The sequence below is a fragment of the Pseudoalteromonas qingdaonensis genome, from assembly GCF_038739665.1.
GTDB classification, from domain to species: domain Bacteria; phylum Pseudomonadota; class Gammaproteobacteria; order Enterobacterales; family Alteromonadaceae; genus Pseudoalteromonas; species Pseudoalteromonas qingdaonensis.
The window spans coordinates 61,736-78,940 of sequence record NZ_JBCGCU010000014.1 but is presented as its reverse complement, the minus strand read 5'-3'; the positions used below and the strand labels follow the sequence as shown (position 1 = coordinate 78,940).

The window sequence follows — 17,205 nt, the reverse complement described above, 5'->3', positions numbered from 1 at the left end:
TGAAGCCAAAGGAGGCGCTTCTGTCATACCCAAACGAAATTATGGCCAAGATATAGACAAAGAGAGTGTCGATTGGTGTCTTTATAAATATAGGCACTTAGTTGAAAATGCATTCGCACGAATAAAACATTATCGTTCAATATCAACTAGATATGAAAAACTCGCGAGGAATTATGCCAGTATGGTGTCACTGGCATTTTCAATGATGTGGCTGCCGATGTATTGCTGAGTGAAATATGTACAGCAAAGATCAACAGGCCCTAGAGTTAACTGAGCTTGCTGGCTAGCCAGTAGAGATCTGAGTGTACTCCCGCGGCGGTCACTTCCTTGCCCGCTCCCGGCCCTTGAATAACCAAGGCATTATCCTGATACCAGTTGCTGTTAACGACAAAGATATTGTCACCTGGTTGCAGGCCAGCCAAAGGATCGCTTGTCGGCACTGCCACCAGCCCTACCTTGGCCTCGACCTTCCCCTGTTCTATGCGCAAATCTGCGTTGTAACGCAGAACCTTCTGCTCCACTGCTGCTTGCTGTGCCCTTGTCGCCACAAACTCATCAAGCGCATCCAGCTTGCCCTGGCATTCCAGCCAAGTGCCTGCGGCCAATTGCGATGGCATTAAGGCGCTAAGCTCAATATCATTCAACTCAAGCTCTAGGCCCAGTTCACGGGCGAGTATCAAGAGCTTGCGCTGTACATCGCGGCCAGATAAGTCTTCACGGGGATCCGGCTCGGTAAAGCCAAGCTCCTGCGCCTTAAGCAAGAGCTGAGAAAAAGACTCGCTGCCATCATATTGGCTGCACAGCCAGGATAAGGTACCGGAAAAAACACCCTGCACTCGGGTCACCCGATCGCCACTATTTTGCAGATCCGCCAAGGCAAAGTTAATGGGTAACCCAGCGCCCACACTAGTGTTATAACGCCACTGCAAATTACGCTGAGCCAGCTCCTGCTTCAAACTCTGATACCAGACAAGGGGAGCGGTACCGGCATATTTATTGGCGCTGATCAGGTGACAATCGGCCTTAGCAAATTGCGGATAAAGCTGGCTAAAGGCCTCGCTGGCGGTGATATCAATCACTACCTTATGTTCATAATCAAGCTGCGCCAGGCGCGATAATAGTTCATCATGGGTATAGGGCTGAGCGTTTTGCTCCCAGGCCGTTTGCCATTGCTCGGTGTCGATACCGCAAGGGTCGAAAAGCAGGGTTTCACTGCGCACTAAGGCTACCACTTTAACATCAATATGCTGACGTAAACGCGCCAATTGCTGGGCAAATTGCGCCACAAATACCTCACCAACATTACCCAAACCAGCCACTACCACGGCCAACTGCCGCTGCGCACCAAGCAAACGCTGATGCAAATAACCCAGGCTATCGGCACCGATTTCTTCATCGGTTAACTGTAGGCTGTAACCTTCACCCAAATAGCTAAAGCGGCCATTTAAATTAAGCTCACTCAACCCCTGCTTTACCTGCTGCTGGCATTTTTCCAGCTCTCGCTGCGGTGCAACCAGGGCAAAACCATTAACATTGGACTCCAGCAATTGAGCACGCTCACCAAAGTGATGTAACAATTCGCCACTGTGCTGCTGCGGTACCACCAGATGCCACACACCTTTGACATCACAGGCGATCAGGCTGGTTTGCAGTTGACGGCGCAGTTGTTCCAGCTCCCCCTGCTCTAATTGATGAACCTTGATAACATCTTGCTGCGCCAAGGTGGTAATAAAATGCTTATGCTTACACCCCCCCTCGCGCACCACTTCGGTCCCCAGGGCATCGCTATCATAAGAGCTGCGTACCGCCAGTTTGATATTGGTGCCATGCAGCGGAGATAAGGTCTTGGCATGTAAAACCGGGTTACCCAGAGCCGCCAACAATTGCGCCTGAGCACGGCAGATTTTATGGTACTTCTGCGCGCTTGCGACCTTTCTCGGGTCAGTGCTAAACACCCCTTGAGTATCCGTCCAGATACAGACCTCATCGACATCCATATAACGGGCAAATAAAGTGGCACTGTAATCGCTGCCATTGCGCCCTAAGGTCACAGTCTGGCCCTGTTGATCGGCGGCAATAAAACCGGTGATCACATTAATCTTATCGGCGCCGATTAGGCGCTGACATTGCTGCTCATTCACACGGTGCAACAGCTGCCCTTGCGGAGCGCAAAGTAGCTGACGTGCGTCTAACGCCTGCGCCTCTACGCCAAGTTGCTGCAAATAGGCAGACAACAAACGCGCCGACCAAAGCTCACCATGAGCCAGCAGCGCTGCTTCTTGCAAGTTTCCTTGCTCAAATGCTTGCCAAACTTGCGTTAATTCTTGTTCCAGTTGAATTAACACCTGGGCTTTGCGCTTGCCACTTAACAGCTCCTGGATCAGCTCCTGCTGGTGATTGCGCAACAGGCTTATCACGTCCATACCGCTATGCAGATCTTGCTGCTCGAATGTCTGCCACAGCTTAACCAGGGTGTCCGTAGTTTTACCGGCGGCAGACACCACCACTAGGTCACCGGCCTGACTATGAGCGAGAACAATATTAGCAACTGCATGATAACGAGCCGCACTGCTTAGGCTAGAGCCGCCAAATTTATGTACTACCTTGGCCATTTTATCTGCTCCCGCCTAACTCTGATGAAGTTGTGCAAAAGCACGTTCAAGGTCGGCGATTAAATCTTCTTGATCTTCAATGCCCACAGAAATACGAATAAGGGTATCACCCACGCCCGCCGCTAAGCGTGCTTCCTTATCCATGCCCGCATGGGTCATGGTCGCCGGATGACAAATTAGGCTTTCAACACCCCCCAGGGACTCGGCCAAAGTAAATTGCTGCACTGAGGTGAGGAACTTGGCGCTGTCTTTTAACTCGCCCTTGATATCAAAGCTCACCATGCCACCAAAACCACTTTGCTGTGCCTTGGCCAACTCATGCTGTGGGTGACTTGCCAAGCCAGGATAGTAAACCTTTTCTACCCCAGGGTGCTGCTCTAGGTATTCGGCGATAGCCTGGGCGTTTTCCTCATGCTGACGCAGACGCACTTTCAGAGTACGTAACCCACGCAGAATCAGGTAACTGTCAAAAGGCGCACCGGTAATACCAATATTATTGGCCCACCAGGCCAGCTCCTCGCCCAGCTCAGGAGTTTTACAGATCACAGCGCCACCGACCACATCTGAGTGGCCGTTGATGTATTTGGTTGTTGAGTGCACCACAACATCGCAGCCCTGGGCCAATGGGTTTTGCAGCGCCGGTGATAAGAAGGTGTTATCCGCCGCCACCAAGGCTCCCACTTGAGCCGCGGCCGCGCATACGGACTTAATATCAGTCAGGCGCAATATTGGGTTACTCGGGGTTTCAATCCATACCAGCTTAGGTTTGGCATCAATAAGCTGCTGATAACACTCGGCAGTGGTGAAATCCACCACCTTCACCTGCAATAAACCGCGCTTGGCCAAGGAGGTAAATAATCGGTAGCTGCCGCCATAACAATCGTGGGGGATCACTAAGGTATCAGCGGGCGTAAGTAACTGAGTTACCAGGTGCACTGCCGCCATACCGGTGGCGGTAATAATACCGCGGGCACCACCCTCAAGCTCGGCCAAAGCCTCAGCGAGAATATCGCGATTAGGATTACCGCTGCGGCCATAGTCGTACTGACGCTTGGTATCAAAGTCGGCAAAAGAATAAGTGGTGGATAAATAAATTGGGGGCACAACCGCGCCATGATGTTGATCGGCTTCAATGCCGTGGCGCACCGCTATGGTTTGTTTATTTAACTTAGGCATAGTGCCTCCAATTGCAATTAGATGTTTAGACGTCCAAAAGGTTAAAATATCCAAATATAGATGTCAAAACATTTATACGTCTAAATAGCTATATGAGGAATATTTGACTATCCTTTCCAACACGATAGAATTTCGCCCTTATTGATGCCTAAGTGACCAAAGAACAAGACGCAAATTATGGCCAAGTGGAATGGTGAATATATTCACCCTTATGCGGAACACGGTAAAAAAGCCCAACAGGTAAAAAAAATTACCGTTTCAATCCCGCTCAACGTTTTAAAAGTATTAACAGATGAACGCACTCGACGCCAGGTGAATAACCTGCGTCATGCCACCAACAGTGAATTACTCTGTGAAGCATTTTTACATGCTTTTACCGGGCAACCGCTGCCGGATGATGAAGACTTACGTAAGGATAATCCGGAGAAGGTGCCGCAAGAAGTGCGCAAGATCATGGCGGAAATGGGTTTAGAGATCCCAGAGATCGGTGATGATTGATTTTCCAAACACATAAAAAAAGCCCCAAGCAAAACTTGGGGCTTTTTTATTGGCGACTTACTTATCGCCCATATAATTCTCTGGCAGCTCGATTTGCGCTACACCAGTTGCCACTGCGGCTTCGGCTACCGCCTTAGCAACGCGAGGCAATAAACGCGGATCCATTGGCTTAGGAATAATGTACTGCGGGCCAAACTCCAGCTCGGTCACACCCGATGCAGTCAATACCTCTTGTGGTACCGGCTCTTTGGCTATGCTACGAATAGCTTCTACCGCGGCAATCTTCATTTCATCATTAATAGCCGTGGCACGCACATCCAGGGCGCCGCGGAAGATAAACGGGAAGCACAATACGTTATTTACCTGGTTCGGGTAATCAGAGCGGCCAGTTGCCATGATCAAGTCCTGACGGGCAGCATATGCCACTTCTGGCTTAATTTCAGGATCTGGGTTTGAGCAGGCAAATACCACAGGCTTGTCGGCCATCAGCTTTAACTCGTCCGCAGAGAGTAGATCTGGACCAGATACACCCACGAATACATCGGCATCAGCGATCACATCTTGCAGGGTGCGTTTATCCGTGTTGTTTGCGAACATTTGCTTATATTCATTCAGGTCGTCACGACGAGTGTGGATCACACCTTTACGGTCAAGCATATAGATGTGCTCGCGCTGGGCGCCACATTTAATCAATAGCTCCATACAGGCCACAGCCGCTGCACCAGCACCTAAACAAACGATCAAGGCATCGTTAATATCTTTACCCTGAATCTCAAGCGCATTAAGCATTCCCGCCGCGGTTACAATGGCGGTACCATGTTGGTCATCGTGGAATACAGGTATATTACAACGCTCGATCAGTGCTTTTTCAATTTCAAAACACTCAGGAGCCTTGATATCTTCAAGGTTAATACCACCAAAGGTATCGGCAATATTTTCAACCGTGTTGATAAAGTCTTCCGTGGTGCGGTGCTTAACTTCGATATCGATTGAATCAAGGCCGGCGAAGCGCTTGAACAATAAAGCCTTACCTTCCATTACAGGTTTTGATGCCAACGGACCTAAATTACCCAAGCCTAAAATTGCCGTACCGTTAGAAATAACCGCAACCATATTGCCCTTGGCCGTATACTTATAGGCATTTTTGGCATCGGCGGCAATTTCACGTACCGGCTCAGCCACACCTGGGCTGTAAGCCAAAGCTAGGTCATTAACCGTTTCCGCGCTTTTAGTCAGCTCAACGCTGATTTTGCCTGGAACTGGATAAGCGTGGTAATCGAGAGCTTGTTGACGAAAGTCTGACATGAAAAAGTATCCTGCTAGAAATGTTGGTGAGAGTTCAGGTATCAGGCAACAATACTGCTTTTCCGGCTATATTCCAAGTAATATCAGGTCTATCCTGTTACGCGAAATTAAGCGGTTTTAGCATCATTATCCCGGTTAATTATTTTAATTTCCCCCAGCATGAGCGATATTCCCATACCTTTTTGGGGTCAAAAAAAGCAATAAAAGCTGCATTAATCATAACTAAAGATATAAAGAATGCAATTATTATAACAATAGTGAATAAAAACAGAAAAAGCGAAACACTTTAACTAAACCCCGCTTAATATCCGCATGTTCATGACTTTTAACTGCACTATCCCTGCTTTTCATTAATACCTTTATAAAGAGTAAAAATAAAATGGCTTATATCAATACCGAGAATGAATCACAGCAATTGTGTTGGCTATGTGATCAGGTGTAGCGCCGGATAAATGATGTGCTAACAAGCTGCCGTAAAAAGTAAGAGGCACAAAAAAAGCACCCTAGGGTGCTTTTTTCTAATAAGCAATGAATTACTTCTTGCTGCTAAGCGCACCGAAACGCTTATTGAAGCGGTCAACACGACCACCTGTGTCAAGAATCTTCTGCTTACCAGTGTAGAAAGGGTGACACTCTGAACATACGTCAAGGTGAATGTCTTTACACAAAGTTGAACGAGTTTCGAACTTGTTGCCACAAGAGCACGTTGCATTGATTGCTTCGTACTTAGGGTGGATACCTTCTTTCATGGGGATTACCTCTAAATAGGCCGTATCGCTCTCCAAACCCGAAGTTCGGCACCATACGCGTTAGTTTCAATGTGCCAAGACTAATAATATTTGCTCAGCACCCTTAAGGCCGCGTATTTTATTGAACTCCCGTTTAATGTTCAAGCATTAATTGCCGCTATTCACCTTGCCATGAATTTAGTACATTAGCAGCATGTCTGATGCTGTGAGTTCACCCTTGTCGTCTTTACCAAGCGCCCAACAAAACACCCTATTGCCAACCCAGGAAGAATGCTATGTGGAAGTGGCAATCAAGGTGCCCCTGCACCGCAGTTTTGACTACCTGGTAAGCGACCCTAAGCTGGCGGCAAACCTTGAACCCGGTATGCGGGTTGCAGTGCCCTTTGCTAACCGCCAGGTGACCGCCCTGGTATTGGCTCGCAAGACCAGTACCGAATTACCCAAGGACAAGGTCAAAGCAGTGCTTAAGGTGCTTGATAGCGCCCCTATTATCGACGCTACTCATTTACAACTGCTGAAATTCACAGCCCGCTATTATCACTACCCCCTGGGTGAGACTATTTTTACCGCTCTTCCCAAGGCACTGCGCCAGGGCGACGACATAGATAAAACCAGCATTAACTATATTCAGCTGACCGAAAAGGGCCGCGCCTTACCCACCCTAAGAGCGAAGAAACAACAGTCGCTCATGTCGCAGTTAGCGCAATCAGGTAAATCGCCAGTAACCGAGGTAAAAGCCCTGGGCTTTACCAAGGCCACTATCGATGCCCTAGTTAGTAAAGAGCTGGCCGAGATCAGCATCGAATTTTCCAGTCATTGGCGTGATAATGACATAAAGGTAGCAAGCAAACCGCGACTGAACACCGAGCAGGCGGTGGCCTGCAGTGCCATCAATCAAAGCTCAGGCTTTACCAGTTTTTTACTCGAGGGCGTCACCGGCAGCGGAAAAACCGAAGTCTACCTGCAATGCTTAGAAGAAGTGATAAAGCAGGGAAAACAAGCGCTGGTATTGGTGCCAGAAATCGGCCTGACACCGCAAACGGTTAACCGTTTTCGCCGCCGCTTCCCCGACACCCCGATTATGCTCTGGCACTCGGCACTGACCGACAACGAGCGCCTGCAAACCTGGCGCTTTTGCCAAAAAGGCAGCTGTGCCATAGTCATAGGTACCCGCTCGGCCATTTTTATGCCGTTTTTATCCTTGGGCATGATCATAGTGGATGAGGAGCACGACGCCTCATTCAAACAACAAGACAGCCTGCGCTACCATGCCCGCGACCTGAGCGCCTATCGCGCCCAACAACATAATATTCCGCTGGTTTTAGGCAGTGCCACACCGGCGTTGGAAACCCTGCACAGGGCAATTGAGGGCAAATACCACTTGCTGTCATTAACCCAGCGCGCCCAAACCAGCAGTGATAACCACTTTGAGCTTATCGATATCAAGGGCCAGTATCTACAGGCGGGTTTAAGCCATGCCAGCCTCGCCTATATGCAAAAAGAGCTGGGCCGCCAAAAGCAGGTCATGGTGTTTCTTAACCGCCGCGGCTTTTCACCTTCGCTTATCTGTCACGAATGTGGCTGGCTTAGCGACTGCCCCCGTTGCAGCACCAGCGCCACCTATCATAAATCCATGCGCCGACTGGTCTGCCACCACTGTGGCGAACAAACGGCGCCACCGATGCAATGCCCGGACTGCGGCAGCACACAGATCCACCCGGTAGGCCTGGGCACGGAGCAACTGGAAGAAGCCTTAACGAGCCAGTTCCCTAACATTGCTATCAGCCGCATAGACAGGGATTCAACCCGCAAAAAAGGCAGTTTGGAAGAAGAGCTCGAACGCATCAACCAAGGCGGTGCCCGTATTTTAGTGGGCACGCAAATGCTCGCCAAGGGTCACCATTTTGCCGATGTCAGCCTGGTGATTATTCTCGATGTTGATGCCGGGCTGCATTCATGCGATTTTCGCGCCACCGAACATCTGGCTCAGCTGCTTACCCAGGTAGCCGGACGTGCGGGTCGAAGCGGTGAGCCGGGCACAGTCTTGTTGCAAACTCACTTTCCCGAACATCCGCTGTTGCAGGATCTGGTTAATAACGGTTATCAGCATTTTGCCCGTTACGCCCTGCAGGAAAGACAGGAAACTGAGCTGCCACCCTATAGCCATTTGGCCTTATTGCGCGCCGAAGCCCACGATTTATCGCTAGTTCTCCGCTTTTTAACGGATTTAGTTCCCGCAACCCGCATCCCTAAGATACAATTATTGGGACCGATCCCCGCCCCCTTGGAGCGCGTTGCTGGTAAATTTAGATACCAGCTGCATATCCAAGGTGCCGATCGAGGCGCGTTACACGCCTTTGTGGCGCAACTTATCGATTACCTAGGTTCGCATAAGCTGGCACAAAAGGTGCGCTGGAATTTAGATATAGACCCTATAGATATGATGTAAAGAGAATCAACACACAGGTATGGCTCAACACGACTACATAAATCGCAAAAGACCCCAGCGCGGCGCCCAGAAAAAAGCACCGCCGAAAAAGAAGCTGCCAATTTTGCTCATTATCGCCGCCATTATTTTATTGGCGGGCTTTGGTTATGGACTGTGGTATATCAAGAATAATGCCGACCCAGAAGCCGTTGAGCAGGTAAAGCAAGCGCCCAAGCAAGAGCCGAAGACTGTTATAAACAAGCCGGAAACACCTGAGTTTATCAACGAGATAAAGCAGGCCGAAATAGAGGTTGAGGTCAAAGAAGTTGAGCAAAAAGGCCCTTACGTTATGCAGTGCGGTTCATTTAGAACTTATGCTCAGGCGGAAACCTTAAAAGCGAAAATTGCCTTCACCGGCCTGGTCGCAGAAATCCGTCATACCGAAGGCACTAATGGTGTTTGGTATAAGGTACGCCTTGGCCCATACCCCACCAAGCGCGGGGCCGAGAGTGATAAAAACAAACTAAAACGCCAAGCCAAAATCATGGGCTGCGGCATCTGGCTGTGGCAGTAATACCAATCCGCGGGGATTTTTCCTTGAAATCCCCGTGCCTCGCCCATACTTCCTCGCTATTAGACTCAGCAAAGCCCAGTTTGATTAAGGGCAAAGGATTCACATGACTACGATAGTTTCTGTACGCCGTGACGGCAAAGTCGTTATTGGTGGCGACGGCCAGGTATCCCTTGGCAACACGGTAATGAAGGGTAACGCCCGCAAGGTACGCCGTTTATTTAACGGCAAGGTGATCGCCGGTTTTGCTGGCGGCACAGCCGACGCCTTCACCCTGTTTGAGCGTTTTGAAGCCAAGCTGGAGATGTATCAGGGCAACCTGACCAAGGCGGCGGTGGAAATGGCCAAAGACTGGCGCAGCGACCGAGCTCTCAGACGCCTTGAAGCCTTATTGGCAGTGGCCGATGAAACCGCCTCACTGATCATTACCGGTAATGGCGATGTGGTACAACCTGAGCACGACCTGATCGCCATCGGCAGCGGCGGCAACTTTGCCCAATCTGCTGCCATTGCACTGTTAGAGAATACCGAGCTATCAGCACGAGAAATCGTTGAAAAGAGCCTTAAGATAGCCGGTGATATTTGCGTATTCACTAACAACTTCCAAACCATTGAAGAATTGTAATTAAGGAGCAGCCATGTCTGCCATGACTCCCAGAGAAATCGTCCATGAACTTGATCAGCACATTATTGGTCAATCTAATGCCAAAAAGGCCGTCGCTATCGCCCTTAGAAACCGCTGGCGTCGCATGCAGCTTGATGAAAGCCTGCGCCAGGAAGTGACCCCGAAAAACATCCTTATGATAGGCCCAACCGGTGTGGGTAAAACAGAAATTGCCCGCCGTTTGGCCAAACTTGCCAATGCACCTTTCTTAAAGGTTGAAGCCACTAAATTCACCGAAGTGGGCTATGTTGGTAAGGAAGTTGAGACCATTATCCGCGATTTGGTCGAAATCGCCTTTAAAATGGTTCGCGACCAACAGGCTAAGAAGCACAGCTTCCGCGCCGAAGAAGCCGCCGAAGAGCGCATTCTTGATACCCTGTTACCACCGGCAAAAGACAGCTGGGGTGAAGCGCAGCCAAGCGAAAATAACTCAACGCGTCAGGCATTCCGTAAAAAGTTGCGCGAAGGCCAGCTGGATGACAAAGAAATTGAGATCGACCTTGCCGAGCAAGGTGCCAATGTTGAAATCATGGCGCCTCCAGGCATGGAAGAGATGACTAATCAGCTACAGAGCATGTTCCAAAACATGTCTGGTGGCAAAACCAAAAAGCGTAAACTGAAGATCAAGGAAGCCTTTAAGCTCCTGGTTGAAGAAGAAGCAGCAAAACTGGTTAACCTTGAAGATGTGAAAGAGCTGGCCATAGATGCAGTTGAGCAAAACGGCATCGTCTTCCTGGACGAAATCGACAAGATCTGTAAACGTGGCGAAAGCAGTGGCCCGGATGTAAGCCGCGAAGGCGTACAGCGCGACCTGCTGCCTCTTATTGAAGGCTCTACTGTGAGCACAAAGTATGGCATGGTAAAAACCGATCATATCCTGTTTATTGCATCCGGTGCATTCCAGATGGCCAGACCGTCGGATCTGATCCCTGAGCTGCAAGGTCGTCTACCGATCCGTGTCGAGCTTGATGCGTTAAGTGCTAACGACTTTAAACGTATTCTGACCGAGCCTCATGCGTCATTAACGGAGCAGCAAATCGCCCTGTTAAACACCGAAGAGGTGAGAGTCGAATTTACCGAAGATGCCATTGAAAGCATTGCTCAGGCCGCATGGCAGGTTAATGAGAAGACCGAAAACATCGGTGCCCGTCGTCTACACACCGTGATGGAGCGCCTGATGGAAGAAATCTCCTTCGAGGCCAGTGATAAAGCCGGTACAACCCTAATCGTGAATGGCGATTACGTTAACCAGCATTTGGGTAACCTGGTTCAAGATGAAGACTTAAGTCGCTTTATTCTATAATTGAAGAGCCTTCGGGCTCTTTTTTATTGGAGCAAAGATGCTAGTTAGTAAATTACATTATCATCGCCGTACCAATGTGCTGGATATCCACTTTGATAATGGCGAGCAGGTAAGTCTAAGCGCCGAGTTTTTGCGCGTGCACTCACCCTCTGCTGAGGTGCAAGGGCATCATCAGGGACCGCCAAAGCTGGTAACCAATAAAAAGGCAGTGGCTATTAATGAAATTGAGGCCATTGGCCACTACGCGGTACGCCTGCAATTTGATGATGGCCATCAAAGCGGGCTCTACAGCTTTGGCTACCTTGCCGAGCTTTGCAGCCAAGCCGAGCAGCTGTGGCAAACCTACCTTGAGCGCTTAAAAGCGGCCAATGCCCAGCGCGATGCCAGTATCGCTATTCGCGTTACTCCCTAAGTGAAAGACGCGATAAACAAGCATTAAAAAAGCCGCATCTGCGGCTTTTTTATATTTTCTCTGGGCTTATACTCGATACTTGGCTACAGATTCACGTAATACCCTGGCCTGCTGCGCTACTTCCTCACTGGTGTGAGCATTGGAACTGGCATGACCGCTGGCCTGCTCGGCAATATCACGGATGCGAACCACGTTTTGATTCACTTCCGATGCCACCTGAGACTGCTGCTCTATGGCTACCGCAATTTGCGTACTCATTTCCATAATTGTTTCAATTTCTTGAGTGATATTACCCAGCAAATCCCCAGCTCTTGAAGCCTGTTCAGCACTCTCGCCGCCCTGCTCACGACAGCGCTGCATTATGCTAACCACTTCCTGAGTGCGCATCTGCAACGCCGAGATAATGTTCTCAATTTCCTGAGTCGAATCCTGAGTACGCTGCGCTAAAGAACGCACCTCATCGGCAACCACAGCAAAGCCACGTCCCTGCTCACCAGCACGGGCCGCCTCAATAGCGGCATTTAGCGCCAACAGATTAGTTTGCTCGGCAATACCACGGATCACATCCAACACAGAGCCTATGGTATCGGCATCCTTCTCCAGCTGCCCCACAACCTGAGACGCACCGCCCAGAGATTCAGACAGCTCGGTAATACGAGAAACCGTTGAGTCCACTTCCTGACGCCCCTGCGCGGCATTATCATTGGTGGTTTGCGCACGCATAGCCGCTTCTTCGGTATTACCAGAAATATCACCAATGGTGGCCTGCATCTCGGTGGCCGCGGTAGCCACCATGTCCGCTTCCTGTAACTGCTCCTGCACCCCTGCGCTGGTCGATGCCGTGGTATTAGCAAGCTCATCGGTGGCACTGTTAAGGGTTTCCAAGGCACTATTTACATCGAAGATCAAAGCACGAAAATCAGAGGTCAAGGCATTGATATTATTGCTTAGGTCGGCAATTTCATCATTGCCATGCACAGGTATTTGCAGGCTCAAGTCGTTTTCCTGACGAATACGATTAATGGCCGCCACAGCGCTGTCAATTGGCTGAATAATGGCACGACTGGTCATCACCAACAACAGGGTAACCAGGAATGAAGCCATAACTAGAATACTAATGACCAATACCTGAGATGAGCGCTTCTGTGCATCTATTTGTTCTTTAGTGCTTAGCAGCACTTGGGTCGCAAGTTGATCGCTGACCTCCACCGAGGCCAGCAGCTTACCCAGGGCGCCGCTTTCCAGGTTAAAGTCCAGCGCTTGTTGCGCCTCCACTAACGCCTTGAATTTCAGGTTATATTGATTCAATAAGTTGGCAAGACGTAAGCGATAAGTGCTTTCCAAATCGGCACTGGCTATTTGCCCCTCTAAGCGGGCAAAGTGCTGCTCAAAAGTGTCGAAATATTTGCGGTCCAAACGCAGCATAAAGTCTTTTTTCGGCGCGGCGCAGCTGTAACATAAGCGCCAGCATTTCAAAGTCTTGTTGCTCCTTGAGCAGCTCTTCAACCTTATGCACGGCATTGCGTAACTCACCATAGAGGGCATCTTTGGGATGTAAACCTATCACTCGCTGCAGGCTAACCACATGTTCAAAGTCTTCTTTGTAAACTTTAGCCTGTTGTGCGAACTGATCTATTTGCTGTGGTGCCACCCCTAGCGTGATAAATTGTTCACGCAGCTGGGCAACCCGGTTTTCCAGGGCTTCATACTCTTTGGCAAAAGCGTCGAGATCGGCTTCGCTTTTATAAAATAAGAAGTTTTTCTCGTACTTACGCATGGATAGCTCATGAACATTGAGCTCTTCAGCATTTTCTAAGGTGGAGTTAAGCAAACTCATAACCTGGGCTGCGTACATGAACACGGCGAAGAGCACCAACAAAGCTGCAGCGACCACCACGCCGTTTACCTGCAGGCGGCGTTTGATCGTGAGCTTTTTCATAAAATTCATGGCAAATACCTTACTATTATTCACATCAGTCTCGATCCGCGAATTCTAGCGAGCAACAAAGTAATACCGCAATCTCTTTGTTGCCAAAAGTGCAATTAGGGATGAAAAACCGTACTAAATAACTAGCCCAAATTAAGTTACAGCACTCCCTGCCAAAGCTGCTGATTCAGGCTTTCCCTGTCCTGCCATTGACCCGCCATCAGCCAGGAAATAAGTGGCGTCGGATCGTGGGGGAAATTAATGCGCTCTTTTTTGTCCATATTAAGCCAATCATCGAGGGCATCTTGATCGAGATAATGCATCACATGGGCACGCTCCATATTCTGCAGAGTCAAGGCATTGGAATGCTGTTCAAACTGACCGTTAAGAGGCTTCAACAACAGTTTTTTACCTAGGGTTAGGGCTTCACTCGACAATTCAAAGCCGGCATTCGCAATAACACCGCTGGCACTGGCCAAATCCCGTAAAAAGCCCAATCTGGACGGTTTACGTAAATGGATATGGGCCTCGGACCTATCTTCCGCCTTGGGGTGGTAGCAATAAAATTCCTTGCCTGGGAAGTCCTTCAGATAGGCAATAACCTCATCGAGATCTTCAAAGGGTAAATAAACCAGCACCTTGTTATCCACATATTCGCTATCGACTGGACCGGCATGCTCAATAAAAGGCGGAATAATGGAGTCATCAAAAGGCTGCCAGTGCACGCCCAAATAAACATCAGCGGGGGCAAAATTCCGTATCATGGCCTTTGTAAGTATGTTGTCGCCAGTTACAGGCACACTGTTTGAGAGAAACGCGGCCTGATGACTCATGCCCACTACAGGCACCTTTTGGCGCTTGGCAGCCCAGGCAGTGACGGGTTCGAAGTCGTTCATCACCAAATCATACTGCTTAAGGTTGAGCTCGCGTATATCTTTGATTAGCTCGCACACCTTGGCATTTTTCAGCGTTTTTAAACCATTTACACGGCCACGCTCGGTAACAAAGGTTAAGCCTTGGCGGGTCTGGAAAGAGCCAAATTCCTGCATATCAAAATACTGGTCGCGACTGCGCCCGGAAAACAAATAGTCCACTTCCACACCGGCCTTAGCAAATGCCTTTGCCATCACCCGAGCGCGAGTGGTATGGCCGTTCCCTGTGCCTTGTACGCCATAAAGAATCTTCATAAAATCCCTGTGATAAGTAATGCAAATACGGCGCAGCCGTACCCAAGTAACGAGCCTAAAACTATGTCTAACGGGTAATGCACCCCGAGAAACACCCGCGAGCAAGCCACCAGTGTCGCCCAAGCATATAAATAGGGCGCCAGCTGCGGATAAAAATGACCCACAATCACCGCAAATACCCAGGCCCCGGCACTGTGTCCAGAGGGCAGACTAAATTTATCGCTGGGGCGAATATGGGCGTAACGAGTTAACACATCACAGGGGCGGACACGCTGGAACAGGTTTTTGGTAAAAAAGTAGATAGGCCGCTCAATGGCATAGCCAAGCAGCAATACCAACAGCAAGGTAATTTGCTCCGGCGTGCTGTAAATCAACAAATAAAGCCCAAACAAAGCATACAAGATGCCATCGCCGGAACGCGACATCAAACGAATGCCATGATGCTGCCAACGCCGGTATCTAGCTCGAAACAACACCTTAAATAACGCCCGATCAAAACGATCCAATTGCGCAAGTATCATGTTCTTTCGCCTGAAATATGTTCATAGCTTTGAATATAGTCAGCAAAAATAACAGTCACATGACGTTTTTTAGACAGTAATATGTCTAAGTCCCTTTGCTCTTTTTTGTTGCTCTTTATAGGTCAATACCTTAGCTTGCTAAGCCTCATAACCTAGGTATACTTGAGACAACAAAGTCTCTAGGAGAGTCCGATGGAATATAGTACCTCTGAACTGTGTGATCACTTTGCTGATGTAGTCGATGTACTCGAACCTATGTTCATTAATTTTGGTGGCCGCGGCGCCTTTTGCGGGCGTATTCGCACCATCAAGTGTTTTGAAAGTAACCAGCTTATTCGCGAAGTTTTGCAACAAGACGGTACCAATTCGGTACTCTTAGTAGATGGCGGTGGTTCAACCCGTCGCGCCCTAATCGACATAGAACTGGCGGAACTTGCGGTGGAAAACAACTGGGAAGGGATCATTGTCTATGGCGCCGTGCGTCATGTCGATGAGCTCGAAGAATTGGAGCTGGGCATTCAAGCCATTGCCTCCATTCCCGTGGCCGCCGATAACCTCGCCCCTGGCGAAGAAGGCGTACCGGTTAATTTCGCCGGCGTTTCCTTCTATGAAGATGATTATCTCTACGCCGATAGCACAGGTATTATTATCTCCGCCGAGGAGCTTGAACTCGAATATGTCGAGGACGATGAGCTTATTGGCCTAGACGATTAATGCCGCTATGGAATATGCAGTTAATATCTATGACGAACAGAGCATTGCCGATCTAGTCGCCGAGCGCAGCGCCGAGCAGCGAGTATTTCAGAGCATTGCCCTGCTCGATACCGAGGTGGAGTTTAGCCAGGCGCTAAAAGACGCTAAAGATTTCGGCATTCGCTATGTTGTAGTCGGCATCCCCGAGGATATAGGCCCTAGAGCCAATCTCGGTAAAGGCGGCGCAGACCAAGGTTTTCGTGCTTTTTTGGCGAAGTTCCTTAATATTCCAGTTAATGAATTTACGCCGGTACAGGATGTATTGCTGCTCGGTGAGGTCGATTGTGCTGATCTGCAACAGCAAAGTCAGGCCCTCGATAACACTAATGCCGACGATTTGGCGAAGTTACGCACCTTATGCGGCGAACTGGACCTGCGTATCGAACCGGTTATTACCGCCATTTTCGAGGCTGGGCTGACGCCCATAGTGATAGGCGGTGGCCATAACAATTGCTACCCACTGCTGGCGGCCAGCGCCAAGCATTACAATACAGCAGTTAATGCCATTAACCTTGATCCACACGGCGATTTCCGCGCCCTGGAAGGTCGTCATAGCGGCAATGGTTTCCATTACGCGGCGGCAGAAGGTTACCTTAAGCACTATCATGTGGTGGCGCTGGATCAGCAAAAGAATAATGCTGCCATCCTGGCGGCTATGGCACAGCATCAAAGCACCTACACCAGCTATCACAGCCTTAAGGTGTTGGCACAAACCTCGATTGTGGAAAGTGTTAATGACGCTCTGGACAGCTTTACCCACCAAGCGCCTTTGGCCATAGAGCTGGATATAGATGCCATTACTTTAGCGCCGGCCAGCGCCTTGAATTATCGTGGTATGTCCTTGAGTGATGCCGAGCAATATGTTTATAACGCCACCTGCGATAGCGATGTGGCCTATTTGCATTTATGTGAAACGGCGCCGAGTCAGGACCCTAATGGCCTTAACGCCGGCTTTAATGCCGCCGGGCAACTGCTTAGCGCTTTAGTGATCGCCTTTTTACGCGCTCGCTACCACAGCTAAGCTCTTAGCCTAAGCACTTGAGCGCCCTGCCAACTAGGGGCGCTTTGCTATTCCACTTTTTGCTTTCACGGCTTTCGC

The 17,205-nt window shown here is 49.4% G+C and carries 15 protein-coding genes and 1 pseudogene; 9 read left to right on the top strand and 7 right to left on the bottom strand.

Annotated features, from left to right (window positions below):
* Positions 1-229 (top strand): transposase (locus tag WCN91_RS12365; RefSeq protein WP_342677848.1); only part of this gene is annotated, 229 nt, incomplete at its 5' end.
* A 37-nt stretch (positions 230-266) separates the two neighbouring features.
* Here the strand turns inward: WCN91_RS12365 and metL are convergent.
* Both metL and metB read right to left on the bottom strand, forming a co-directional pair.
* On the bottom strand, positions 267-2,612 hold the full coding sequence (gene metL, locus WCN91_RS12360) for a bifunctional aspartate kinase/homoserine dehydrogenase II (protein WP_342679490.1): 2,346 nt from the start codon (positions 2,610-2,612) through the stop codon (positions 267-269).
* Positions 2,613-2,627: 15 nt separating this feature from the next.
* Positions 2,628-3,788 carry a cystathionine gamma-synthase gene (gene metB / locus WCN91_RS12355; protein WP_342679488.1) on the bottom strand — a complete coding sequence of 387 codons (1,161 nt, stop codon included), beginning with the start codon at positions 3,786-3,788 and terminating at the stop codon, positions 2,628-2,630.
* Between the two features lie 177 nt (positions 3,789-3,965).
* On the opposite strand from metB, the gene metJ reads away from it, so the two are divergent.
* On the top strand, positions 3,966-4,286 hold the full coding sequence (gene metJ / locus WCN91_RS12350) for a met regulon transcriptional regulator MetJ (protein WP_342679486.1): 321 nt from the start codon (positions 3,966-3,968) through the stop codon (positions 4,284-4,286).
* Between the two features lie 57 nt (positions 4,287-4,343).
* Here the strand turns inward: metJ and WCN91_RS12345 are convergent, their stop codons facing one another.
* Both WCN91_RS12345 and rpmE read right to left on the bottom strand, forming a co-directional pair.
* Positions 4,344-5,591 carry a malic enzyme-like NAD(P)-binding protein gene (locus tag WCN91_RS12345; RefSeq protein ID WP_342679484.1) on the bottom strand — a complete coding sequence of 416 codons (1,248 nt, stop codon included), beginning with the start codon at positions 5,589-5,591 and terminating at the stop codon, positions 4,344-4,346.
* A gap of 533 nt (positions 5,592-6,124) precedes the next feature.
* A complete protein-coding gene (gene rpmE / locus WCN91_RS12340; RefSeq protein ID WP_105188542.1) occupies positions 6,125-6,340 on the bottom strand; it encodes a 50S ribosomal protein L31 in 216 nt (71 codons plus the stop codon).
* 193 nt (positions 6,341-6,533) lie between these two features.
* Between rpmE and priA the strand changes: the two genes are divergently transcribed.
* The 5 genes from priA (at position 6,534) to WCN91_RS12315 (ending at position 11,718) form a co-directional block, all read left to right on the top strand.
* Positions 6,534-8,789, top strand: coding sequence for a primosomal protein N' (priA, locus tag WCN91_RS12335; protein WP_342679482.1), 2,256 nt, complete (start codon positions 6,534-6,536; stop codon positions 8,787-8,789).
* A gap of 19 nt (positions 8,790-8,808) precedes the next feature.
* A complete protein-coding gene (locus WCN91_RS12330) occupies positions 8,809-9,342 on the top strand; it encodes an SPOR domain-containing protein (protein WP_342679480.1) in 534 nt (177 codons plus the stop codon).
* Between the two features lie 103 nt (positions 9,343-9,445).
* Positions 9,446-9,964 (top strand): ATP-dependent protease subunit HslV, encoded by a 519-nt coding sequence (hslV, locus tag WCN91_RS12325; RefSeq protein ID WP_342679478.1) that lies wholly within the window; start codon positions 9,446-9,448, stop codon positions 9,962-9,964.
* Positions 9,965-9,977: 13 nt separating this feature from the next.
* Entirely contained in the window at positions 9,978-11,306 is a 1,329-nt protein-coding gene (hslU, locus tag WCN91_RS12320; protein WP_342679476.1) for an ATP-dependent protease ATPase subunit HslU, read from the top strand.
* A 37-nt stretch (positions 11,307-11,343) separates the two neighbouring features.
* Entirely contained in the window at positions 11,344-11,718 is a 375-nt protein-coding gene (locus tag WCN91_RS12315; protein ID WP_342679474.1) for a gamma-butyrobetaine hydroxylase family protein, read from the top strand.
* Positions 11,719-11,784: 66 nt separating this feature from the next.
* Here the strand turns inward: WCN91_RS12315 and WCN91_RS12310 are convergent.
* From WCN91_RS12310 to WCN91_RS12300, 3 genes and pseudogenes are all read right to left on the bottom strand, one after another.
* A pseudogene (locus tag WCN91_RS12310) lies at positions 11,785-13,666 on the bottom strand (methyl-accepting chemotaxis protein).
* Between the two features lie 137 nt (positions 13,667-13,803).
* Positions 13,804-14,832, bottom strand: a complete 1,029-nt coding sequence (locus tag WCN91_RS12305; protein WP_342679472.1) for an MJ1255/VC2487 family glycosyltransferase — start codon at positions 14,830-14,832, stop codon at positions 13,804-13,806.
* Positions 14,829-15,353 (bottom strand): phosphatase PAP2 family protein, encoded by a 525-nt coding sequence (locus tag WCN91_RS12300; RefSeq protein WP_105199333.1) that lies wholly within the window; start codon positions 15,351-15,353, stop codon positions 14,829-14,831. Before WCN91_RS12300 ends, WCN91_RS12305 begins: the two co-directional genes overlap by 4 nt.
* Before the next feature lie 192 nt (positions 15,354-15,545).
* On the opposite strand from WCN91_RS12300, the gene rraA reads away from it, so the two are divergent.
* Together rraA and WCN91_RS12290 are read left to right on the top strand one after the other, a co-directional pair.
* Entirely contained in the window at positions 15,546-16,067 is a 522-nt protein-coding gene (rraA, locus tag WCN91_RS12295) for a ribonuclease E activity regulator RraA (RefSeq protein WP_342679468.1), read from the top strand.
* A 7-nt stretch (positions 16,068-16,074) separates the two neighbouring features.
* Positions 16,075-17,127, top strand: a complete 1,053-nt coding sequence (locus WCN91_RS12290; RefSeq protein WP_342679466.1) for a formimidoylglutamase — start codon at positions 16,075-16,077, stop codon at positions 17,125-17,127.
* The last annotated feature ends 78 nt before the right edge of the window (positions 17,128-17,205 follow it).